Here is a 23,959-nt window from a genome sequence, read left to right as displayed (position 1 = left end):
ATTTTTTAAAAACACATCGTAAATGACTGTAATTCTGACTATTAAATTTTGACGAACATGTGAAAAAATATAAAAAACAGGAAAATAAAACTATTTATGCGATCTTCGTATTATGGAATATCCCCAACAATATATATGGTCTCTCCTTTGGGGAATCGTCATGCTTATCCTCTTATTGATGCCATCGGGCAGTATGGATCAGGCGCCGTCTTTTCCGGGCTTTGACAAGCTGGCGCATACGGGAACTTTCTTTGTACTGACGACCTTATTGTATCGGGAATACATAATAAAACATCAGCATAGCATAAAAAAATGGATTGCAGTAGTAAAGGTTATGGTCTGTACCGTTATATTTGCGGGTATGACGGAGCTGGCACAACGGTACCTGTCGCCTTCGCGAACGGCTGACCAGTGGGATATCTTTGCCGACGTGTTGGGTATAGCGCTGGCGAGCTTCTCTTTTATATTCTTATTTAAAAAGCCGACATCATGAAAAAATACATTATCTGGGCATTTCTTGTTTTTGTATTGGGCACGACCTTCCAATCCTGCGGCATCTTCAAAAAAGGCTGTGGATGCCCTTCTGCGACATCGGGTAAGCAGCGATAAACTCAGGCTCTGGCTATGGTCGCTACACTGACGGTAGCACCGGCTTCGATGAACAGATTGCCGACAGCACATATGGTCGCTCCCGTCGTCAGCACATCATCCACCAATAAAACATGCTTGTCTTGGACAGCCTCTGCTTCCTTCAATGTAAAGACGCCCTCCACATTCTCATACCGTTCCGTTCGGCTTTTTGTCGTTTGACTTACCGTTGCCGCTGTCCGGATTAGGATGTCGTCAGCCCATGGTAGGGCACTTGCTTTTGAAAGCCCTTTTGCAAACTGACTCGATTGATTATAGCCCCGTTTTCGAAGTTTGCTTTTATGAAGCGGCACCGGCAGGATGATGTCCACACGATCCAGAACAGCCGCATTTTGCAGTATCTTTCCATAATATTCACCAAAAAACACGCCTATTTCCGGATGGTGACCGTATTTGAGCTTATAGAGCAGCTGTTCCACGCGAGACGATTTCGCCAAATAAAGCATCGACATCGCATGCCGGCAATCCAGCTTACCCCATAATTGTCGGGCTGTTTCATTCTCGCTATCGCGATGAAAATCAGTCAGTGGTAAATGGTATAGACATAAGGAACATAGCATATCTTCATGCGACAACAGTTCGTCACCACATGTTACACATATTTTTGGAAAAAAAATATGCACAAAATCCTTGAAGAAAGAGGAGAGTTTCGACACCTTTTACGTTACATTTACGTTAAAGGTAAATAAATTAATTGGATTTCTCTTTAATGGCCAACTGCCCACAGGCAGCATCAATATCTTTCCCCCGGCTGCGACGCACATTGGTCACGATGCCCTGTGCACGTAAATACTCCGCGAAAGTTTCGATTTTATCCACATCTGCATTAACGAAATCGGCCAGTTCAATCGGGTTATATTCGATGATATTTACTTTACAGGGCACGTGTTTGCAAAACTTCGCCAGTTCTTTCGCGTCTTGTAGTTCGTCGTTGAAATGATGAAAAACAATGTATTCATAGGTAATCGGGCTTTTGGTCCGGGCATAAAAATACCGCAAAGCATCTGCCAGCGCCTCCAGTGAATTTTGCTCGTTGATCGGCATGATCTGATTTCTCTTTTCATCGTTTGCCGCATGCAGAGACAAGGCTAAGTTAAAACGAACCTGATCATCCCCGAGCTTTTTTATCATTTTTGCAATACCGGCAGTCGATACGGTTATTCTTTTCGCCGCCATATTCAGCCCATCGGGTGCTGTAATCCGCTCTATGGACTTGAGTGTATGGGCATAATTCAACAAGGGTTCACCCATACCCATATAGACAATATTGGTCAAAGGTATACCATAGTTGTCCTCAGCTTGTTTGTTGATCAGCACCACCTGATCGTAAATCTCGTCGGCATTTAAATTCCGTTTACGATCCATATAGCCGGTGGCACAGAACTTACAGGTCAGACTACAGCCGACCTGTGAGCTGACACAAGCGGTCATACGATCGGGAGTAGGTATCAGGACGCCTTCAATGATGTTTCCGTCAAATAATACAAAGCTGCTTTTAATCGTCTTGTCGTTACTGATCTGCGATTGTTTGACCTGCGCATAATTGATGATAAAGCGTTCTTTCAGCTTTTCGCGTAAGACCTTACTCAAATTACTCATCTGATCAAAGTCCGTCGCCGCTTTCTGCCATATCCATTCATAAATCTGCTTCGCACGGAAAGCCTGCTCGCCCATTTCGGAAAGCTGACTTTTTAGCTGCTCCAGCGTAAGACTACGGATATCTGTCAATGTTGCTGTCCCCACGGGGCAAAGATACGACAAAATTCTACAAGAATTTCTTATAGATGGCGTACAATATCTTGACATCGTCTTCCGACAGTACCGCTGAACCGGTGTCCTGTTGAATATAATGGTATTTGAAGGCCTTGATCGTAGCATCGATATTTTTGATATCATAGCCGATGATACGTAAGGCTAATCGGGGATTGAAGTCCTCAGGAGGTGTTTCCAAGTCACTGTCATACCAAAAACCAAATCCATTTTCCGCCAGTTTATCCCAGGGGAACCGCGAGGGATCGTTCTTGCGGGTTGGGGCATAATCCATATGGCCGATGAAATTTGCCTGCGGAATCTTATATTTTTTCTGGAGTGAGCCTAACAACCGAATCAATGCATCGATCTGCACGTCCGGCCAGGGGTCTGTCAGCCCATTATTATCCAACTCGATGCCTATCGAAGAAGAGTTCAGATCGGTATCATTTCCCCACTTGCCGGCACCGGCATGATGCGCCCGGTAATAATCATTGACCATCTGTACCACTTTACCGTCCCGGCCGATAACATAATGGGAACTCACTTCAGCGACCGCATTATGAAAAGTCTGGATAGTCTGCTCTACCGAATGTTGCGCGGTATGATGTATCATGACGTAATTAGGCTTACGCATACCAAAGTTGACAGAAGCCACCCATTCTTTGTTGGCTGCTTCCACCTGCCCCAGCTGCTGCTCTGCTGGATTTTTTTTATAAACCTTTGCAAACTCCTTTGCTTTTTTTGCATACACCCTTTCTGTTGCGGCGTACTTTCCGGTATAGCACGACATCAGGGTCGCGGTCACGACCAGTAACAGTCCTACAGATTTGACTTTCATGTTATAAACTTAGGTAATTCCGTTTTAAATATATCTGCTTTTGTCAAATCTTCGCTATAATTCAGCAAGAAGACATAGCTTTTTCCAGAAATCTGTATTTTGTATACTCAAACCGTATACATTTGCAGGGACATTAATAATCGCGGATGAAAGCAACTTATATCGACTATAAGGATACCAACAGTTTTTCCAATACTTTACTGGCCTATCTGGCAGATGATTCAGCGTTGAAATCTTTCTACGGAAATCGTCCTACTTGGGAAGGCTTTGCACAACAAATACAGCAGAAAGCTTCCTTTTCCCACCGCGATACACTGGTGACTGCATTGAAAGCCCAATATGGCGAATTGTTGGCTTCATCACCTGCCGTCGCTCAGAATGTAGAACGTCTGAGAGACAACACGACATTTACCGTCACCACGGGGCATCAACTCAATATTTTTACGGGCCCCTTATATTTCATCTTCAAAATTGTAACCGCCATACGGTTGGCTCAAGATCTCAAAAAGAAGTTTGCCGACAAGGATTTTGTCCCTGTATATTGGATGGCCACCGAAGACCATGATTTTGCGGAAATCAACCACACACGGGTTTATGGAAAGAAAATCATATGGGATACACCGGCGGTATCAGGGACGGGACGTATGGACACCCAGTCGATGGAACAGGTCGTCCGGCAGTATTGTGGTATGCTGGGCTTATCCGATAACTCCGCCAAGCTGACCCGTATTGTAGAAGAGGCGTATCTCCAAGGTAGAAATCTCGCCGATGCCACACGTGTCTTTGTACATCACCTTTTTCAAGAGTTCGGCCTGGTTATTCTCGATGCCGACCGACCTGAATTAAAACAATTGTTTGCGCCCTATATGCAGGACGATATCTTGCATGAAAAAAGCTATCAAGCCATCCAAACAACATCAGAAGCATTAGAAGAAAAAGGATTTGCAACACAAGTACATGCACGGCCGTGTAATTTTTTCTATCTGACGGATGATTTCCGCGAGCGGATCGTAAAAGGAGAGGACGGTCGCTATGAAATACTACATCAAGATATCTTTTTTTCAGAAGAAGATTTAAAAACAGAAATACAAAATCATCCGGAACGATTTAGTCCTAATGTGGTCATGCGTCCACTTTATCAGGAGGTTATCTTACCCAACCTTGCTTATATCGGCGGTGGTGCGGAGATCGTGTACTGGTTACAGCTTAAAGCAAACTTCGGCCAGTATGGTATTCCCTTCCCCATTCTGGTTCCCCGAAATTCAGCCATGATTACGGACGACAGTATCGCCGGCAAGATATTCCGGTTGGATCTGACCTTCAAAAGTATCTTCAAATCCGTTACAATGCTTCAAAATGATTATGTCCGGCGCCAGACCAAACACCGGTTAAACCTACGGGATGAATGGATGGAGCTCAATGCCATATTCGGGAAGATCAAACTACGTGCCCACAAGATTGACGCGAGCCTTGGACCAAGTACAGACGCTGTAAAGGCACGACTCAAAAAAGCGATAAATAACCTCGAAAAGAAGCTCCTGAAAGCCGACAAACATAATCATGAAGATGCGCGTATCCAGATCGCGCGTATCAAAGAAAAGCTTTTTCCGGGCGGAGGATTGCAGGAAAGGTCAGAAAATTTTGCTATATTGTACGTGAAACACGGTGACGGCCTCGTTCGTGAGCTTATGAAACACTTTGATCCGTTAGCATTTAAGTTTACTATCTTATACTAAATCTTTTCCTCACATACTACCTATAAAAAGATGTTTTAAAAACCGTATCTTTGCGCATCCGATAAACAAGGTAAACTTCGATTGAAGAATTGTTTATCAGACAGTTGATGTTTTTAAGGCAGCCGCAATTAAGTAGCATATGAGTAACATATATTACCAAGAAAAATTTGAAGACCGTCATAATGGTCCCCGCTCTACACAAGTAGATGACATGTTAAGATTTTTGGGACTCAGTTCAGTCGATGAATTAATTGAACAGACTGTTCCTGCCCCCATCCGCACGAAGCCGTTGAATCTTCCAAAAGCATTAAGCGAGGTAGCTTATCTGGAGAAGATCGCAGAAATTGCAGCGGAAAATAAAGTATTCAAGTCCTATATCGGTCAAGGCTATTACGATGTTGTCCTTCCCGGCGTTATTCAGCGTAATGTCTTCGAAAATCCGGGATGGTATACCCAATATACCCCTTATCAGGCTGAAATTGCACAGGGACGCCTACAGGCATTACTGAATTTTCAGACGGTCGTATCCGACCTGACCGGTCTTGAGATCGCTAACGCCTCGTTATTGGATGAAGCTACGGCAGCAGCTGAAGGGATGTTTATGCTCTATAGCACCCGTAAAAACAAAGAAGCCGATGTCTTCTTGGTATCGCCGAATATCTTTCCACAGACATTGGCCGTCCTGCAAACCCGCGCGCTATCGTTTGGTATAACCATTCGGATTGCAGACACGACAGAAGACAACCTGTCGAACGATGTGTTTGCAGCTTTCTGTCAATATCCTGCGGCCGATGGGTCTATTGCCGACTATAAAAATTTTACCGAAGCCGCACATGCGCAACATATTACCGTATGTGTTGCTGCTGATCTGATGTCGCTGACCTTGCTGACCCCTCCCGGAGAATGGGGTGCAGATGTCGTTGTTGGCAACTCCCAGCGCTTCGGAGTACCAATGGGCTTCGGTGGTCCTCATGCTGCCTTTTTTGCAACGAAAGATACTTACAAACGTAACATCCCCGGCCGTATCATCGGTGTAACATCCGATTCAAATGGGGAGTATGCCCTGCGTATGGCGTTGCAAACCCGCGAACAACATATCCGCCGGGACAAGGCATCGTCCAACATCTGCACGGCACAGGCACTATTGGCTATTATGGCTTCATTTTATGCCGTATACCATGGGCCTGAAGGTTTAAAAAATATAGCGAAGCGTATTCATGACTTAGCCCGATTAGCCGACAAGGCTATTCAATCTTTAGGCTATACGCAGACCAACGCCACGTATTTCGATACCCTACGTTTTCAGGTAGGTGATCAGGCCGGCGCATTGAAGGCCGAAGCCTTAAACCATGAACTGAATTTCTATTATAAAGACGGCGTTGTCGGCATTTCGATCGACGAGACGACAACGATCGAAGATATACAGACCCTTGTCAAGGTATTTGCAAAAATCAAAGGAATAGGACATCACGACATCGATGTGACGATGTGGGTGGATCAGCTTGGCACATCCATACCAGATGAGTTTATCCGTACTTCCACTTACCTGACCCATCCGATCTTCAACAGCTACCATTCCGAAAGTGAAATGCTGCGTTACATCAAATCTTTGGAAAGCAAAGATTTGTCTTTGTGCCATTCGATGATTCCGCTGGGATCTTGTACAATGAAGCTCAATGCAACAACAGAGATGGTGCCTGTTACCTGGGCACGTCTGGGCGGTTTGCATCCCTTTGCACCAGCCGATCAAACGACAGGCTATATGCAATTAATCAACGAGCTGAACGACTGGTTAAGTGAGATCACCGGTTTTGCCAAAATGTCTTTTCAACCGAATTCAGGAGCTCAAGGGGAGTATACCGGATTGATGGTCATACGTGCCTATCACGAGAGCCGCGGTGAAGAGCACCGTAATGTTTGCCTTATCCCGGCTTCCGCACACGGCACCAACCCCGCCTCGGCTTCGATGGCTGGCCTGAAAGTCGTTGTCGTCAAATGTGATGATCGCGGTAATATTGATGTGGAGGATCTGAGAGCCAAAGCTGTTGAACATGCAGAAAATCTGAATTCGCTGATGGTGACTTACCCGTCTACACACGGAGTATTTGAAGAGCCCATCATTGAAATATGCCGTATTATCCATGAAAATGGGGGACAGGTTTATATGGATGGGGCCAATATGAATGCCCAAGTCGGATTGACCAGTCCGGGCTTTATCGGCGCCGATGTCTGTCACCTCAATCTGCATAAAACGTTCTGTATCCCCCACGGTGGCGGCGGTCCCGGCATGGGCCCTATCGGCGTAGCCTCCCACCTCGTACCGTTCTTACCGAACCACAGCGAGGTGGCGGTATCTGGTGAACAGGGTATCTCAGCGGTATCAGCTGCTCCTTTCGGATCGGCTTCTATCTTGGTGATCTCCCACGCGTACATTGCCATGATGGGCCCTGACGGATTAACAACAGCAACCAAGACAGCGATCTTAAACGCAAACTACATCAAAGCGCGTTTAGAAGAGCATTACCCCGTGTTGTATGCCGGGGCGAACGGCCACTGTGCACATGAGATGATCCTGGATTGCCGGACATTCAAAAGCATAGGAGTTGAAGTTGCTGATATTGCTAAGCGCCTGATGGACTACGGTTTCCATGCACCGACTGTATCTTTCCCTGTTGCCGGAACATTGATGATCGAACCGACCGAATCGGAATCAAAACCCGAGCTTGACCGTTTCTGTGATGCGTTAATCGCCATCCGAAGGGAGATTGCGGCAGTCGAGTCCGGTGAAGTCGATCAAAAAGACAATGTATTAAAAAATGCACCATACACGGCAGCCATGGTTACGGATGATTCTTGGGATAAACCGTATTCCCGCCAAACCGCAGCCTATCCACTTGCTTATCTAAAAGCAAATAAGTTCTGGCCTTCGGTAGGGCGCGTGAATGATTCGCAAGGCGACCGGACATTAATCTGTTCTTGTCCGTCGATTGAAGAATACGCCGAAGCATAGAAAAACTGGTGAGTAGCCTAAAACGCACTCACCAGCTCATCGATAAAGGCTTTTTCTTCTTGTGACAGGTTGACATCGGCTGCTCCAGCATTCTCTATCGCTTGCTGCGCATTCCGTGCACCAGCCAATGCCACGGTGATACCCGCTCTTTCAATCGTCCACGCTAAGACCAATTGACTTAAAGTTGCGTTTTTGCTTTCCGCAATTGGTTTTATTTTTTCCAACATACGATTTGTTTTCTCTATAAATTCCGGTTGGAACTCCCGTAAAGTGGGTCGATGATCCCCTTCCTGAAAAACGTAACCGGGGTGTATCTTTCCGGTGAGTAGTCCTCTATGCAACGGGCTATAGGCCAAGATCGCCTTATTATGCACGACACAATAGGGTACTGTTTCCTCCTCGATTTCCCGCCGGACCATGCTGAACGGAATTTGATTGGACACGAGGGGAAGTGTTCTTTCTGCTTCTTCCATCTGGTCCGCATTGTAGTTGCATACCCCTGCATACCGCACCTTGCCTTGTTCAATCAGCCGTTCAACGGCCTCAAACGTCTCGTCTATCGGGGTGGTCGGATCGGGCCAGTGAATTTGATACAGATCAATATAGTCTGTGCCCAGAAGCTTTAAGCTCTGCTCGCACTCGTGAATAACACTGTCTCTTCCTGCAAATTTATAGATATCAATCGGTCTACCCGAATTATCTACGCTATGTCCGTGTGGTTCTCCCTGCGCTATATCCCAGCGTAAACCAAATTTTGTCAAAATTTGTATGCGATCTCTGGGCAATCCCTTTATAGCCTCACCCACAATGTCCTCACTGGTGCCCTGACCGTAAATCGGTGCTGTATCAATAGAAGTTACGCCGTTATCATAAGCAGCTTTGATAGCCTCCACAGCATCGTTCCTATCCGTACTCCCCCACATCCAACCGCCTGCAGCCCATGCTCCAAATGTGATAACCGATACTTCTAAATCGCTGTTTCCTAATTTCCTGTATTTCATTATCGTATGATTTTATATGTGCTCTTATTCGAATCAAACTTACATCAAATCCATTTTATATCCAGTCCATCCCGCTCCATTTTACGAAAGTATGTCATCTGTCGTTTAGCATAACGATGGATCTCTATTTCGAGCTTACGTACAAATTCGTCATAAGTCATCTTTCCTTGAAGATAATACGAGATGTATTTATATTCTAACCCATAGTACTCCAAATCGTTGTAGGTCAAATCAGCTTCCAACAACTTTTCGACTTCTTCGATCATACCATTTGCCAACCGATGCCGCAGACGGTCACTGATCCGTCGGCGCCGTACCTCCAATCCGGGGTCAATACCTATAATTTTTGCGGAATAGGTGGGTAAAGCATTTAAGATCTCCGTGGGGTGATGAGTGATCCAATCCAAAATTTCCAACGCCCGGATCATGCGCTTTTTTGACGAAAAATCAATGACAAACGCCGGGGGGATCTCCTTTTCTTCTAACGTCTTTCTCAACGTTTCCTTATCCAATATGTCGAGCTCCTCTCGCAACGCCGAGTTGGTCGGCACCTGTGTATACGGTTTCGGCTCCAGCAGCGCCTGTATATAAAAACCTGTTCCACCGCAGACGACAATTGGCTTATTTCTGGACTTTATCGCCTGATAGGCCCTTTCAAAATCTTCCAGAAAACGAGCGATATTGTATTTTTCGCCCGGTTCGACGCTGTCTATCAAATGATACGGTATAGATCCATATTCCGGAATATCCTTTCCGGTTCCGATATCCATACAGCGATACACCTGACGAGAATCTGCACTGATAATCTCCGCATTCAATGCTTTCGCAATCGCTACGGCAAGCCTAGTCTTGCCGCTTGCTGTGGGTCCTAAGATAATAATCAGATCTTCAGACAGGATTGGGTTTCCTGCCTGAAGATCATGCATGATTTCTTGGATGTTTATCACCCTACAAATTTAGTCCATTTTTCGTTGCTGCTGTTGCTTTCTACCACGGTGTCGATGAAAGCCATCCCACGCACGCCATCCGCGACCGTCGGAAAATCCAGTTCTTCCGGCGTAGGTGTACGTCCCTCTTTTTTGGCCGATACAGTTGCCGCAAAATTCCGATAGATATTCGCAAAAGATTCCAGCAAACCTTCTGGGTGGCCGGCAGGCACACGGGTATTGTGCGTAGCAAAAGAACTCAGCGTATAAGGCGCTGCATACGCGTTTCCTGTACGATACAGCTGCCGCGGTTGATCCAGCATCTTTATAATCAGGTTATTTGGATCTTCATTAGCCCATTCAAGACCACCTTTCTCTCCATATATGCGGAGGCGGACAGCATTCTCCTCACCTGCCGCTACTTGAGAAGCCATCAATACCCCTTTGGCACCATTTTCAAAATGCAATAATACCGAGCCATCGTCGTCCAGAAGTCTGCCTTCCACGAATGTGGTTAAGTCCGCGCAGAGTTCGGTAATCCGCAAGCCCGACACATACTCGGCCAAATGTGCCGCATGGGTTCCGATATCGCCCATGACCAGAGATTTTCCAGAACGTTTTGGATCTGCACGCCATGCCGCACCGGCATTTCCCTCTCTTTCGCTCAATCTACTCAACCAGCCTTGTGGGTACTCCACCAAAATCTTCCGTATCTTTCCAAAGTGGCCCTCCTTTATCATGGCTTTGGCTTGCTTTACCATCGGATATCCCGAATAGGTATGCGTGAGACACAGTGTCTTTCCGGTGCGTTCCACCACCTCCTGCAATGTTTTTGCTTCCTCCAGCGATACCGTTATCGGCTTCTCCACGACCACATCAAAACCATGCTCCAAAGCCATCTTCGCGGGCTCAAAATGTAAAAAATTGGGTGTAACAATGGTCAAAAAATCCATGCGCTCTCCTTCAGGCAAAGCGGCTTCTTTTTCGATCATCGTCTTATAGTCCAAATAAACTCTATCTTCTGCGACAAAAAGATCTTTTCCCGACTGAATAGCAATCTCGGGATTTACGCTAAAAGCTCCACAGACCAATTCAATCTTTCCGTCCATGAAGGCGGCTATACGATGCACGGCTCCGATGAAGGCATCATTTCCTCCACCTACCATACCCATACGTAGTTTACGTTTCATATTTTGTTGTTTAATTTTTTAGATGAGCATCTAAAATAACAAAAAGCTTTTAAAGAATACGTTTTAATTTAAGACTTCCGCTATTTTGGACCGTATATCCTCCATTCTTACTCTCTTTTTTATAGTGTCTATGGCCGTCTTCGATATAAAATGTCTGCGGTTCTTTAACGGCTATGGGCTGAAAACCGATACGCTCCAAGGAAGATTGCTGACACCAGTCCAAGTCCGCATAAGTCATAATATCATCCGGATGGAAATCATGGATAAAACGATTCAATAGCTTGGAAATTCCTCCCACGACAATATACCCTCCTTTATGGCAGAAGCGCAACAGTTCAAAGGACCGGTAATCCTCCCCCTCGGTATCCATCCGCCTGCCACCGCTGAAAACAGCAACAGACACCAACTCCCCCCGATGATAGAGACCGTACCGATATTTGCCGGGCAAAGCAACCTGCATGTGATATTCTTCTTGAAAAGCCATCGCAACCTTTTTGTCGACCCGTGCTACAACCGTATCCCGGGCATATAACCTTGTGCCTGCACCAAGTAATCCCCTTATACGGTCGATTACCTTGTCGTGCGCAGACGACAAAAGATCTACATCCAGATGGATGGTTTGAAATCCCGCCACATTAGGCTGTCTGACAGTATGGGGAGGATAGATATAGATGAAAAGCGTGTTGATCTGTGCCGTAGGGATAGTAGCCGACCGATCCATGTCGACCGGATAAGGGATCGCGGTACGGAGATCATCCAAGAATTTGTCTATTTCAGCCTGTGTATCTATCATCCGTGTAAAAATAAGAAAAAAGCTATCGGGACAACACCACTTTTATGTGATGAGCGTCACAAATAATTGATAACTTTGTACCCGAATAGTAAGAGAAAAAAACGGATGAAATTACCTATAGTAGCATACGGCGATCCTGTATTGAGGAAGAAGACGGAAGAGATCGATGAAGATTATCCGAACTTGAAGGCGCTTATCGACAACATGTTTGAGACGATGTATGGTGCACGTGGTGTCGGTTTGGCCGCACCACAGATCGGACTTCCTATTCGCCTTTTTGTCATTGATGCCTCTCCTTTTGCGGAGGATGATGAAGATGAACCGGGAGATCCCGCATTGAAGGATTTCAAGAAAGTATTTATCAACCCTATCATCGTAGAGGAAGCAGGAGACAAGTGGGGCTTTAGCGAAGGCTGTCTTTCTATTCCGGATATTTCGGAGGAGGTCATGCGTCCTTCGCATGTGCTTATCAACTATCTAGATGAAAATTTTGACGAACATGAAGTGGAGCTGACTGGATTGGCGGCACGTATTGTTCAGCACGAATACGACCATATCGAAGGAAAGCTTTTTATCGACAAACTTAGCCCGTTGAAAAAGGCGATGTTGAAAGGAAAGCTGGATTCTATTTCGAAAGGCCAGGTACAGGTTTCCTATAAAATGAAATTTCCACAGCAAAAGAAAGGAAGATAAAAATACTTGCTCGACATCAACCGCAAGGCCCGTTTTAGATGTTTTTCTTAATTAATAGCTGATTTATAGCAATTATGTTATATTGGTGTTTCGTGGTGCGCAGGCAGCATTGCCCCCTATTTGTGATCACTTTTTGGCTTTCGGAACATCCCTGTTTATAAAAAGGTAGTCCATTTTTTGAAAAGGGGTGTCCATTTTCAGAAAATGTGATCACTTCTCCGGAATGGGGTATACCTTATTGAAAATAGGTGCATCCTTGTTTGCAATAGGGATGTACAAGTTTAGAACAAGCACATCCTTTTTCAGAAAATGTGATCACTTATTCGGAATGGGGTATACCTTATTGAAAATAGGTACATCCTTGTTGAGATGATGTGATCACTTGTTCGTAAAATGGTTATAGAAGTTCAGAACAATGTATCACAAATTTCGATTTAGATGTTCCTTTTTTGTAACAAGGATGACCTTCTCCGGAAAAAGGATGCACACGTTGCAAACAAGGTGGTGGTAGTATCAAACAAGGATGATCCTTTTGTGAATTAGTAATACCATTTTCAGGAAAAGGTGTTACTGATTCGGAAAAGGTGATTACGAAAAGGGGGGTAATTGGCATATTAGAGCCCCCCCTCCTTTTAACTTGTAGCGACCGTGCCTTCTTTTAATAATTTGCTACACAGCGCAGACACATCCCATCGAGCGGATTAGGCCAACCATTGGAAAAGTTCACACTGTTATAACCAACCGTTAAACGTAATGGGTTCTGGTTTAAAGCACCTCGATGATAGGCCACCCAATGGTAGGAATATCTTCCCTCCTCTACTAAGTTTCCTCCGTTATTTATTTTGTAACCACTGGGCAGAATATTAAACGCTATATCACTGCTTAAATTTTTATATAAAGGATAGTCTCCTGCCGGAAACCCTAAGGACGTATTGCCCCCATAGTAAAATGTCGCCCCTCCTTCCCACAAACCACCTGCACTCTGCGGGCTACTGCCTCTAAGATAGGCCCCTACCATACCCCAATTGGTCAGATTCATAGGATTAACAACTCCAGTTTGTCTACCCCATGCGATAATGTAGCCATCTTTGGTCGATCCTACGTCAGAAAGGACGTTCGCAGGAATATGGTATTCATCTTTAATGGCCACTAACAGATCATACCAATCGTTCATATTCGGCACATGCCAACCTTCAGGACAGGCACCCTGTACTTGTATATTGTATGAATTGGTATAGGTACCATCCATAATATAAGGATTTCCGGCATCATCTATACCGCTAGCGCCCGGTGTAGCAAATGGATTATTTGCTGCCGTCGCATTTGGAATGCCCGTCATCGCCTCGTGCCAGGTGTATAGCCTGCCGTACCGAGCCGTTTTTTGAGGATCACTATATCCATACCCTAGATTACCATCTTCACCGGCCTCATTCAGATTCTCGATCATCCACAACTTTGTACCATAAATCTTGGTTTTATACCCTTCCAGCTTCTTACCTTCTTGCAACAACTGTACAACATCCGCTATCTCATAATTTTCGAGGCTAAATGTGATATTGGCTGCCCGTGGAGATACACCGGAATTTCCGGATATGGTCAGGGTTAATGTAGTAGCTGTTCTTTCCTTTTCTGTCAACCAGTCTGCTCCCTCTTCTATCGTATACTTCCAGGCATCATCGTTGGTCGTCACCGTAAAGGTCACATCACCCCCCTTATATGTAAAAGGTTCCTCCGGTTTAGGGGATACGGCTATACTCGGGACATAGCCCAGTTGCGATATGGACATGGCTTTGACTTGTACACCGTCCATAGCAAAACGGAGCGTCACTTTCCGGGCTTGTTCACTGGTATTGGGTTCTATAAGTACAGTAATCTCACTAGCCGCGCCACTTTTGTCTGGTGTGACCGTCACCCAGTCTGTGGTATTCCCTTGTTTTGTAATATTCCAATTGCCATTGGAAGCCACCGAAAAGGTTTTAGACCCTCCCGCGGCAGGTATATCCAAATTTACGGGAGCTCCTTCCCCATCCTCCGTAGTGATAGAAAGAGAGGGCAGTTCTGCCGTAAAAATCTCCTTGTCCCCACATGCGCCGACGGCGAAGGCGAGCAAGCAGAATCCTATGATATAACCTATTCTATGCCAATATTTTACAGTGTTCATCATGATATTTTTTATATGATTTTCATAATTTTTTGAGTACTGTTCGTTAATAATTCGCCACACAACGTAAACAAAATGAATCCAATGGATCGTGAAAACCATTCGAAAAATTCGCGTTCCCCGAAGCAACTGTTACACGCATGGGATTGTTGGAGTTGGCAGTCCCTCTATAAGCCACCCAATGGTACGAGTATATACCTTCATCATTAAAAGCACCTGATGCAAGTCTTCTGCCGCTGGGCAAAATATTGAAAGCGATTTCACTGCTCAAATCCTTGTACAAGGGATAATCTCCTCCAGGGAACGTGGCATTCCCACCATAACTAAATGTAGTTGTGCCGGACCACAGGCCACCCACACTCGTAGGGCTACTTCCCTTGAAATAGGGGCTGACTACTCCCCAGGTCGTAAGAGCCATCGAATTTAAAACACCTGTTTCCCTTGATGCCCCAATAATATAACCATCCTTACTGCCAGCTACATCGGCTAATGTATTTCCCGGAATACCATACTCCTGTTTGACTGCTACGACCAGATCATACCAATCATTCATATTCGGCACATGCCAACCTCTGGGGCAGGCACCCTGTACCTGTATATTGTACGCATTGGCAAAGGTACCATCCATAATATAGGGATTTCCGGCATCATCCGTACCACTGCTACCCCAACTATACGGGTTCTGAGCAGCCGTTGCATTTGGAATCCCCGTCATGGCTTCATGCCAAGAATACAACCTGCCATATAGAGCAGCCTTTGCCGGATCATTGTTGTACGGACGTCCGAGATTACCTGTTGTCCCGCCTTCATTCAGATTTTCGATCATCCAGGTTTTGGTACCATAACGCTTCGTTCTATAATCTTCCAACGTTGGAGGAGGCGCCAGTACGGTAATATCCTTATAAAGCCAGCGGGTATAGCTTTCGGTATTCCCTCTCTTTGCCACTACACCGATACTTTTTATCGGAATAACACCGGCATCGATCGTCGGCATGACCGTAATCTTATTGGTACCCTGCCCATCCAACATGCCCAACATATCCGGTATCGTCCAGATATACAATACCCCCTCTTCTGCATCCGGGATAAACAGTTCAAATACCTGTCCGCTCTCAACAGCTAAATTAGCTGGAAGCGACGTCACTATAAAATCGGGTTGTTGGAGATCCGTCGTATCGTCACTTTTACACGAAACAAATAAGGCGATCAACGCTATGATCAAAACGGATTTTACTTTTTGTGTGTTCATAACTACTTACTTTGTCTATATGGATGATCACTTGGGTAACTAAACAGATTGTCGATATACCAACGTGCTTTATACATTCGGTATGATTCATTGAAATACACATTGCTACCCCGGACATTGATCAGCCTATTTGCCCAGTAGGAGGTCGTAGGCTTGATAATCAACGTACCAAAACCAGCAGGACCATCCGATATAGACTTGATATTGCCCTGGGAGTACGGATGTTTATTGAACACCTTGGTCTGTATATCAAAAATGTATATATCTTTTGCTGTAGCAAGATACAATTGATCTTTGCCATATACCGGCGACATATCGTGAGGAGACAAATCGGGTAAGGGGTAAAATTCAGTATTTCTTGTCAATTCAGGATTTTCAGGATCACTGCCGTCATAGGTGTACGTATACAGATTCTGGTCATCGGTAGCCCACAACACCTCTCTTTCCTTGTCCCATACGACATTATGACCAAAAGTCAACGGGTAGCGTTTTGTTTCATTGGCCACCAAAGGGTTGGCCGAATCGACACGGTAGAGCTTCAGTACGTCACCATCTGTAGTACCATTTGAGCTACATGCGACGACGATGTTGCCATCGGGAAGAACCTCCGCCGAGTGTGGGCTTCCTTTCACATTGGACAAAAAGACCACCTTCTTGTCTGCAACCCGCACCATAGCTGCCCCTCCACTGGATGAGGTAAATAACACGTATTTGCCGTTGTAGACAGGCTTCACCTCATCCATGCCACTGAACCAGGCTGTTTGCGCACTCGTCAGGTGATCCCCAGCTTTCCATTGCCACATAATGCCCTTACTCAGCGAATCCACAATAAATACCTGTCTTTCCAGCTCGTCCGTAATCAAAATCGGACGCTCGCTATCTTCCAATGCGGGTACAGGATGCGTGTTTTCAGCGCTATCGCCAAAAGGATCCGAAAAATCCAGTATAGGCAGGTTATCCTTTGTACAGGATGCCAATAAAACCGCCATAACTAGCAAGAGTCCCCTATTTATTATATCTCTTATATTCATCATGTTCTTATTTTAATTTCCCCACCCTGGGTTGTTTGGTCTCAGATTAGGGTTCAACTCCAATTGTGTGCTGGACACTGGCCACCAATAGTCCCTGTTCGCATCAAACGTACGCGTGATAATATTGGTGCCGTCGTGCTTTTTTATAGTCTCGGGCAGTACCGTTTCAGCAATCTTCCAACGGCGGATATCGTTGTAATAATGCCCCTCGCCTGCAAATTCGATACGTCTCTCGTAGCGGATATGTTCACGCAAGATATCCGGGTCGTTGCCCGGATAATCCAAGGCAGAAGCTGCAGAAAATCCGGCCCGTCTACGGACTTCCCGTACTGTTGTATTCCAGATATCTGAGGTCAGTTCGCCCAATTCATTTTTTGCCTCGGCATACATCAGTAGTATATCTGCATAACGCAGTACCATATAATTGATCTCGGATCTGTTCTCACCGATTTGCGCTTCTTCTACGGTCGCCGGTGCGCCCGCGTCATAGATAGAATATTTCTTAAATGTAAAACCCGTCTGCGGTGTTTTGAACTTGGAGTTGTTTCCATCCGGCCGCACTACTTCTCCCATAAAAGTGGATCCCGGATAAACCACCGTCAACTTAAAACGAGGATCCATATTCTCGTAAGCAGCAGACCCGGAATAAACCGATTCATCGCGGGGCTTCCCATCGAGCATCCAATAGCTATCGATCAGGTTTTTAAGCGGCGCTGCATTATTGAACTGCCTAAGCGTAATATCAAAACTGCTGCCCATATTAGGCTCGTCTATATACTGCACATCAAATATGCTTTCCGACCCGTTTTCGGCAGCTACCAAAAACAGATTACGGTAATTGCTGTGCAGACTGTATATACCCAAATCCATAACCGCTTTAGCCGCATTGGCCGCCGATCTCCATCTGTCAGTCGAAGTCGAAGTATTGATGAGTGGCGAAGCCTCAAACAGCAACAAGCGTGCTTTCAAACCCAATACGGCACCACGGGTAGGGCGTCCCGCATCTGCGCGGTTGGTATACCTCGTCGGCAGCAGCGGCGCGATCTCGTCCAATTCACGGATGATAAAGTCGACTACCTCCTCATGCGGTGTACGTGGCAGATCCCTTTGATCGAGCTGCGCTTCAGTAGTAATAAGCGGTACATCCTTGTAATAGGTAACCAAAATCTGATAGAATAAAGCGCGTAGGAATCGAGCCTCTGCTTTCATTTGAGCAATCTCCGTCCGTGATAATATGGTATTCCGGTCAATATTATCCAACAGCTCATTACATCGGCCTATACCTCTATAAGCAGCTACCCATCGGCCATTAAAAATAGCCATGTCAGCAGTCTGTGTACCCAAGGCGATACTGTTCCAGCCCAACCTATTGTCATAATTATAAGCATTCGGCGTTGCTGATTCTTCCCATAATACAGACGCATTTCCAAAAAGATACTGATCAGTCATGGCGGCGTAGCAACCTGTCAAGCCGGCACGCGCAGTTTTCTCGCCTAGCCAAAATGTTTCCTGATCGTATTTGTCGGTAGGGTCTACGGTCAGATCGCAGGACGTCAGTAGACCTGTGGCCACAAGTAATGATAAAAAAAGTTTCATTGACATCTTCATTCCCTTAAAATGTTAAATTCAAACCTACACTATAGCTCTTCAAATTCGGATACTCATACAGATCCCCCTTGGTGGTCGTCAATTCGGGATCCCACATCTTGAACTTACTGATCGTCCAAAGATTCTGTCCGCTGATATAGACTGCTAATTTGCTACCTCCCCAAGTTTTTAACCACCTATCTGACACATTATACGTTAATGAAATATTTTTCATCCGCAGATAGGAAGCGTCCCGCAACCAAAATGTAGAGTTGATAAAATTCTCATTGGCATCGGTAAACGTAGTCAACAGCGGTAGTTTGGCGTTTGGATGATCCGGTGTCCATGACTCGCGAGCCCAATCGTACGTGACACCGGCCCCGTTATTAAATGGCATAGCCACGTTAGCAGCAGGATAGACATCGACATTGGCCACGCCTTGAAATTGGGCATCCAGTACAACGTTTTTATACCCTACACGGGCACCAAAACCATACGTATAATCCGGGATTGTACTGCCTGTAATGATTTTATCTTCGTCGTCGATAAAGTTGTCATTGTTGATATTGGCATATTTTATATAGCCCGGTCTCAGCTTAGAACGTGTGCCGTATACAGCTTGGGCATCATCGATCTCGGTCTGGGTCTGGTAGTAGCCGAGCGCATCGTACAAATAGTACGAATTGATGGAATAACCCTCTTTGATAATATAGCGGCCGGAGATCACCTGTTGACCGGCAATATCCACAACCTTATTCTTCACATAGCTCACAGAGCCGTTGATACCATAATCTATATCACCCTTTTTGTCACTAAAATTAGCACCCAATTCCCAGCCTTTGTTATCCACTTTACCAAGGTTGACTGTTGGCCCTGTCAATCCGCCGATCTGTCCCGGAATCGTAATAGGCCGCAAAATATCAAACGTACGTTTGTAGAAATAGTCCGCCGTCAAGTTCAACTTATTCCATAGGCTCATATCCAATCCCGCATTGTAAGACAGCGTGGATTCCCAACGTATATTGCGATCAGTCAATGCCGTAATGGCTGCCCCTCCGTCCGTCGTCCCGCCAAAACTATAATTGTAGGCATTACTAATGTTTACCGTACTGTTATACGCTCCGATGCTGACAGCCTGATTTCCCAGTTTACCGATCGACGCCCTAAATTTCAGCATATTGATTGTTTGGCTTCGAAAGAAATCTTCTCTGCTGATCAGCCAACCGACAGACATCGATGGAAAAAACGACCATTGGTTGCCCGGAGCAAAGCGAGAAGATCCATCGTAACGTAGGGTACCTTCGACCATATATTTGCCCCGATAGTCATAAGCTAAGCGTGAATATACAGAAGCCAACTTGCTCATGGCAGAATAACCGGTAGCCTGCGCATTGGTCTGATCAGATAATGCATTCAGCTCATATAGGCTATTGTCATAAAACCCCCAATTGTATGCCTGAAAATTACGTGCGTCATTGACCTGATAGTCCTGGCCCAGCATCGCATGGAGCTGATGGTCACCAAGCTGTTGCTCATAGACCAAACGATGCGATAGCGTAAACTGCTTATCCAAAGAATCCCAGTCTTTTACACGCGGAGCCGAGCCATTGAAGTTTCGGACATCTCCGGTTTTAGGATCGACCGTGTACATCTGTGGCATGAAATCCTTGCTGAAATGATCTACACGTCTATAGCCTAACGTATTATAGTACGTGATATGGAAAGGCAGTTTATATTCCAAGCTTAGATTTGTCAGTGTCTCTTGGTAATCCCGATACGTGAAGCCTTGCTCTACCTGCATTCGGGGGTTCTCGATATTATTCCGCCCCGGCGTAAAAAGCCAGGTCGATCCATAATAGTTATTGCGGTGATAGTCAGACATAATAGGCAATGCACGCATGATGGTATTCATCACCGTCCCTGTACCATAGCCCACTTCATTAAACTCACGCAAATTGCCTATTATTCCTCCGGTTACTTTTAAGCGAGGCGTGGCCTGTGCTGTGACCTTCACATCAAAAGAATATCGTTTTGCATCATCATTGTCAATAAATATACCTTTCTGGTACATATACCCTCCACCTACCGTAAAGGTGTACTGTTGATTACCTCCGGATACACGTGCGTTGTGCTGTTGCAACCATCCATTTTCCATCGCAATATCAAACCAGTTGGATGCCGGATAGATGGTAGGGTCGGTCAACAGTCCGTCCCGATATTCATTGATCTGATCCTGTGTATAACTCACCGCCGTCTTGCCCGAGTTAGCTTCTGCCCTATTGCGCATCTGCATATATAGGATAGGATCGTCGACCACATCAGGCAGAAAGCTAGCTTGCTGTATGCCTGTATGACTACGTATGTCGAACTTGGTTTTTCCGGCTTTACCCGATTTGGATGTAATCAGAATCACGCCATTGGACGAACGCGATCCGTAGATGGCCGCAGCAGCATCTTTCAATACCGTAATGGTCTCAATATCTGCTGGATCTATTTCGTTAAAATTGTACTCGATTCCATCCAACAATACCAACGGATTCGCATTGCTGAGTGTATTCACACCGCGGATACGTATTGTCGTACCGTCACTTCCCGGCTTCGCTCCGGCCTGGTTGATCCAGACTCCACTTGTTCCATATAACGCCTGCGATGCATGTGTAAGTGTTTGCTTTTCTTTATCGGCCATTTGTACCGTAGCCACCGACCCATTGACCAGTTCTTTTTTTACCGCCCGGTATCCTACGATAACGACTTCTTCAACTTCTTCAATATTTTCTTCAAGCACAATATCGAGATGGCTGCCCGTCACCTGTATTTCCTTCGTTTGATAACCCACAAAACTGAAAAGCAGGGTGGGCGTATTGCCCACGGCCTTAATCGAGTAATGCCCATTATCATCGCTCACTGTGGTTGCTGTATAGTTCCGCTGCACAACAGTAACACCTTTCAACACTTCTCCTTTAGCATTTCGGACTGTTCCGGTCACGGTACGTTCCTGAATTTCAGCCGTGTTTTTCTTGCCCGCCGGAGTAGCAGAGGAGACTCCAGGAGTTTCAGCTTTATTGAGTATAATATTTTTGTCAACGATACTATAACTGACGTTGTATGTCGCAAGCAACTGCTTGACGACATTTTCTATATTTTCGTTGTTATAATTTACACTGACGATTTCTTGAGTAGGAACAACACGATTGTCATAAAAAATATGATACCCGCTCTGTTTTTCTATTTCTTTCAAGACTGCCGACAATTTGACGTTCTTTTTGTTCAGTGTAATATTTTGTCCATAAGTCATTGCACAGACCTGCAACGTTCCGGCAAATAATAGGATGACGGACAATTTGAATTGTATGGACTTGCTTCTACGCCAACGCATAGCCTTGCAAGCTCTTGATACCTTGATGTCAAACATAATTCTGATTGGTTCTTAACAATACTATTTTGATAGGAATATTTTACGTTTACAATGGAAAACACCGTTATTTTGTCACGACAACCCTCCTTCCTTCTCGGTGAAACTTGACACTTCCTGTTAAGCTTATCGTATTCAATAATTTGTCTATATTTTCAAATCGGGATATCGTACCTGAAAAATAAGTGCCCTGCATAGATGAGGCATAGGCTACATCGACATCATACCATCGGGCAATATCCTGCATGACCTGGCGAATAGAGGCACTCTCATACGCAAACATGCCGTCTTTCCAGGCCGTCATATAACGCGGATCTACCGTATGAACAGCATATTGCGTCTTTTCTTCGTTGTATATAGCTTGGTCGGTCGGTCTTAAGCGAACTTTATTTTGCTTGTTTTCAAGCTGTATACTCCCTTCTAGCAAAGTGGTAATAATCTCAGGTGAGTAGGTATTGATATTAAATACAGTCCCCAATACCGTAAGAATCTGTCCTTTGGTCTTTACAATAAAAGGTAGTCTGGTGTCGTTGCTTTTGACTTTATTGACTTCAAAATAAGCCTCTCCAGATAAAAGCTCGACCTCCCGTTTATCACCATGGAATTGGATAGGATAGCGCAAGGAGGACATCGCGTTGATAGCAATGCGTGTACCGTCCGATAGCAACAACTTATATTCTCCACCTTTGGGCGTAATAATCGTATTGTAAGCCACCTGTTTTGCGTCCGATGATTCATCCATACGATAAGTTACCTCACCATTGGCTCCTTTATGGATGGCATAACCCTCCAACTGTACCAATGTATCATTTTGAAGTGTTTCCAAATTCAATATACTTCCGTCGGCCAACACGATCTGTGCTTTGCTTCCTCCCGGAACGGGGATACTTTGTTGTACCATAGCAGACGAAGACTCCTTGTATTGATAATTCCAATACACCATTCCACAGACCAGGAGCACGGCCGCTGCGACAGCCGCAATTTTTCTGAAATACCATAGACGTCGGGTGTTATGTCGCCGGACTATCCGAGGATCCTCCTGTATTTGTCGGAAAAGATTTTCGTAATCTTTCGAAGGGATACCGGAATCCTGTTCCGGGTGAAAATCACTGAACAGCATATCCTCGATATCTTCCCTGTCCAGATATTTTTTCAATACATTGAACTCTGCGGGTGTTATGGTTTTATCCTGAAGCTTATGTAAAAGACGAATAATTTCTTGTTTTTCCACGTTTATAATTGCTGTTATACCCCTATAAACGCAGAGCTAAAGCGGCAGGTCTAGTCGCCTAGTGAAAAAAACAGAAAAAAATGAAAAGGTGGTATTTAGAAAGTTTTAATCGAATGATCTTTGTGGCGGCGATAATCTGGTTTTTTACCGTACTACGGGACAAGCCAAGGTCATCTGCTATTTCCTGATAGCTCTTATCTTCCAGCTTGTTCATGGTATAAACCTGCTTTTGGCGCAGAGGAAGTTCATCAATACTATTTTGTAAGGCTTCTCGTATCTCGCGCTCGGTTACCTGGGACGAGGTCGTGTCCACCTGTTCGGACCAATGGCCTTTTAATTCCTCGAGATATTTGGAGGAAGTAACCTTACGTCGGAAGTACGAAATAGTCAGGCGCTTAACGATCGTAAACAGATACGGATAAATATCTGCTGCATGTTCAAGCTTATGCTTATTGGTGTACAACAGCACAAAGCCTTCCTGAACGATCTCTTCCGCATCTTCACTTATTTTTGTCAAACTCTCGACATAGCGGATAAGGGCCGAATGACAGGAATCAAAAACCTTCTTAAAAGCTTTCTGGTCGTCCTTCTTAAAGGCGTCGAACTCGGTTTCAGTTAGCATTTGCATAGATATGTACACTTTACGTGCGACAATTATACAATATTCATATGAACTAAACTTTAAGCATTATCGTTCCTTA

Annotated in this window: 18 protein-coding genes; 4 read left to right on the top strand and 14 right to left on the bottom strand. The window is 45.1% G+C overall.

Going from position 1 to position 23,959, the window contains the following annotated elements; all coding sequences use genetic code 11:
* The first annotated feature begins 112 nt into the window (after window positions 1-112).
* Window positions 113-493 (top strand): VanZ family protein, encoded by a 381-nt coding sequence (locus G5B30_RS04550; RefSeq protein WP_165318766.1) that lies wholly within the window; start codon window positions 113-115, stop codon window positions 491-493.
* Window positions 494-611: 118 nt separating this feature from the next.
* On the opposite strand, the gene G5B30_RS04545 is transcribed toward G5B30_RS04550, so the two are convergent.
* Genes G5B30_RS04545 through G5B30_RS04535 form a run of 3 tightly spaced genes read right to left on the bottom strand, consistent with a single transcriptional unit; the run spans window position 612 to window position 3,238 of the window.
* On the bottom strand, window positions 612-1,304 hold the full coding sequence (locus G5B30_RS04545; protein ID WP_165318765.1) for a ComF family protein: 693 nt from the start codon (window positions 1,302-1,304) through the stop codon (window positions 612-614).
* A 34-nt stretch (window positions 1,305-1,338) separates the two neighbouring features.
* Window positions 1,339-2,391 carry a 23S rRNA (adenine(2503)-C(2))-methyltransferase RlmN gene (gene rlmN / locus G5B30_RS04540; protein WP_317164317.1) on the bottom strand — a complete coding sequence of 351 codons (1,053 nt, stop codon included), beginning with the start codon at window positions 2,389-2,391 and terminating at the stop codon, window positions 1,339-1,341.
* Window positions 2,392-2,413: 22 nt separating this feature from the next.
* Window positions 2,414-3,238, bottom strand: a complete 825-nt coding sequence (locus tag G5B30_RS04535) for an N-acetylmuramoyl-L-alanine amidase (RefSeq protein WP_165318763.1) — start codon at window positions 3,236-3,238, stop codon at window positions 2,414-2,416.
* A 146-nt stretch (window positions 3,239-3,384) separates the two neighbouring features.
* Here G5B30_RS04535 and bshC point away from each other — a divergent pair, with 146 nt between their 5' ends.
* Both bshC and gcvP read left to right on the top strand, forming a co-directional pair.
* A complete protein-coding gene (gene bshC, locus G5B30_RS04530; protein ID WP_165318762.1) occupies window positions 3,385-4,974 on the top strand; it encodes a bacillithiol biosynthesis cysteine-adding enzyme BshC in 1,590 nt (529 codons plus the stop codon).
* A gap of 139 nt (window positions 4,975-5,113) precedes the next feature.
* Entirely contained in the window at window positions 5,114-7,984 is a 2,871-nt protein-coding gene (gene gcvP / locus G5B30_RS04525; protein ID WP_165318761.1) for an aminomethyl-transferring glycine dehydrogenase, read from the top strand.
* Window positions 7,985-8,001: 17 nt separating this feature from the next.
* Here gcvP and G5B30_RS04520 read toward each other — a convergent pair whose 3' ends face one another.
* From G5B30_RS04520 to G5B30_RS04505, 4 genes are read right to left on the bottom strand one after another with little or no spacing between them, the layout of a single operon-like run.
* Window positions 8,002-8,985 carry an aldo/keto reductase gene (locus tag G5B30_RS04520; protein WP_165318760.1) on the bottom strand — a complete coding sequence of 328 codons (984 nt, stop codon included), beginning with the start codon at window positions 8,983-8,985 and terminating at the stop codon, window positions 8,002-8,004.
* Between the two features lie 44 nt (window positions 8,986-9,029).
* A complete protein-coding gene (gene miaA / locus G5B30_RS04515) occupies window positions 9,030-9,911 on the bottom strand; it encodes a tRNA (adenosine(37)-N6)-dimethylallyltransferase MiaA (RefSeq protein ID WP_165318759.1) in 882 nt (293 codons plus the stop codon).
* 17 nt (window positions 9,912-9,928) lie between these two features.
* Window positions 9,929-11,101 (bottom strand): Gfo/Idh/MocA family protein, encoded by a 1,173-nt coding sequence (locus G5B30_RS04510; RefSeq protein WP_165318758.1) that lies wholly within the window; start codon window positions 11,099-11,101, stop codon window positions 9,929-9,931.
* A 49-nt stretch (window positions 11,102-11,150) separates the two neighbouring features.
* Window positions 11,151-11,894 (bottom strand): hypothetical protein, encoded by a 744-nt coding sequence (locus G5B30_RS04505; RefSeq protein WP_165318757.1) that lies wholly within the window; start codon window positions 11,892-11,894, stop codon window positions 11,151-11,153.
* A gap of 105 nt (window positions 11,895-11,999) precedes the next feature.
* Between G5B30_RS04505 and def the strand changes: the two genes are divergently transcribed.
* Window positions 12,000-12,587, top strand: coding sequence for a peptide deformylase (gene def, locus G5B30_RS04500; protein WP_165318756.1), 588 nt, complete (start codon window positions 12,000-12,002; stop codon window positions 12,585-12,587).
* Between the two features lie 658 nt (window positions 12,588-13,245).
* Here the strand turns inward: def and G5B30_RS04495 are convergent.
* The 7 genes from G5B30_RS04495 to G5B30_RS04465 all read right to left on the bottom strand — a co-directional run bounded on the left by G5B30_RS04495 (window position 13,246) and on the right by G5B30_RS04465 (window position 23,886).
* Window positions 13,246-14,751 carry an FISUMP domain-containing protein gene (locus G5B30_RS04495; RefSeq protein ID WP_165318755.1) on the bottom strand — a complete coding sequence of 502 codons (1,506 nt, stop codon included), beginning with the start codon at window positions 14,749-14,751 and terminating at the stop codon, window positions 13,246-13,248.
* 43 nt (window positions 14,752-14,794) lie between these two features.
* Complete coding sequence (locus G5B30_RS04490) at window positions 14,795-15,997, bottom strand: FISUMP domain-containing protein (protein WP_165318754.1); 1,203 nt, start codon at window positions 15,995-15,997, stop codon at window positions 14,795-14,797.
* A 2-nt stretch (window positions 15,998-15,999) separates the two neighbouring features.
* On the bottom strand, window positions 16,000-17,031 hold the full coding sequence (locus G5B30_RS04485; RefSeq protein ID WP_165318753.1) for a DUF6528 family protein: 1,032 nt from the start codon (window positions 17,029-17,031) through the stop codon (window positions 16,000-16,002).
* 9 nt (window positions 17,032-17,040) lie between these two features.
* Window positions 17,041-18,630 carry a RagB/SusD family nutrient uptake outer membrane protein gene (locus G5B30_RS04480; RefSeq protein WP_206367008.1) on the bottom strand — a complete coding sequence of 530 codons (1,590 nt, stop codon included), beginning with the start codon at window positions 18,628-18,630 and terminating at the stop codon, window positions 17,041-17,043.
* A gap of 10 nt (window positions 18,631-18,640) precedes the next feature.
* The gene (locus tag G5B30_RS04475) at window positions 18,641-22,027 is read right to left on the bottom strand and encodes a TonB-dependent receptor (protein WP_165318751.1); all 3,387 of its coding nucleotides are present in this window, start codon (window positions 22,025-22,027) and stop codon (window positions 18,641-18,643) included.
* 67 nt (window positions 22,028-22,094) lie between these two features.
* The gene (locus G5B30_RS17535; protein WP_165318750.1) at window positions 22,095-23,258 is read right to left on the bottom strand and encodes a FecR family protein; all 1,164 of its coding nucleotides are present in this window, start codon (window positions 23,256-23,258) and stop codon (window positions 22,095-22,097) included.
* 58 nt (window positions 23,259-23,316) lie between these two features.
* On the bottom strand, window positions 23,317-23,886 hold the full coding sequence (locus G5B30_RS04465) for an RNA polymerase sigma factor (protein ID WP_165318749.1): 570 nt from the start codon (window positions 23,884-23,886) through the stop codon (window positions 23,317-23,319).
* Between the last annotated feature and the right edge of the window lie 73 nt (window positions 23,887-23,959).

It is taken from the genome of Sphingobacterium sp. SGG-5 (assembly GCF_011043525.1).
Classification (GTDB): domain Bacteria; phylum Bacteroidota; class Bacteroidia; order Sphingobacteriales; family Sphingobacteriaceae; genus Sphingobacterium.
Note: the sequence above shows the minus strand (reverse complement) of the source record. Positions and strands in the feature narration are given on the sequence as shown.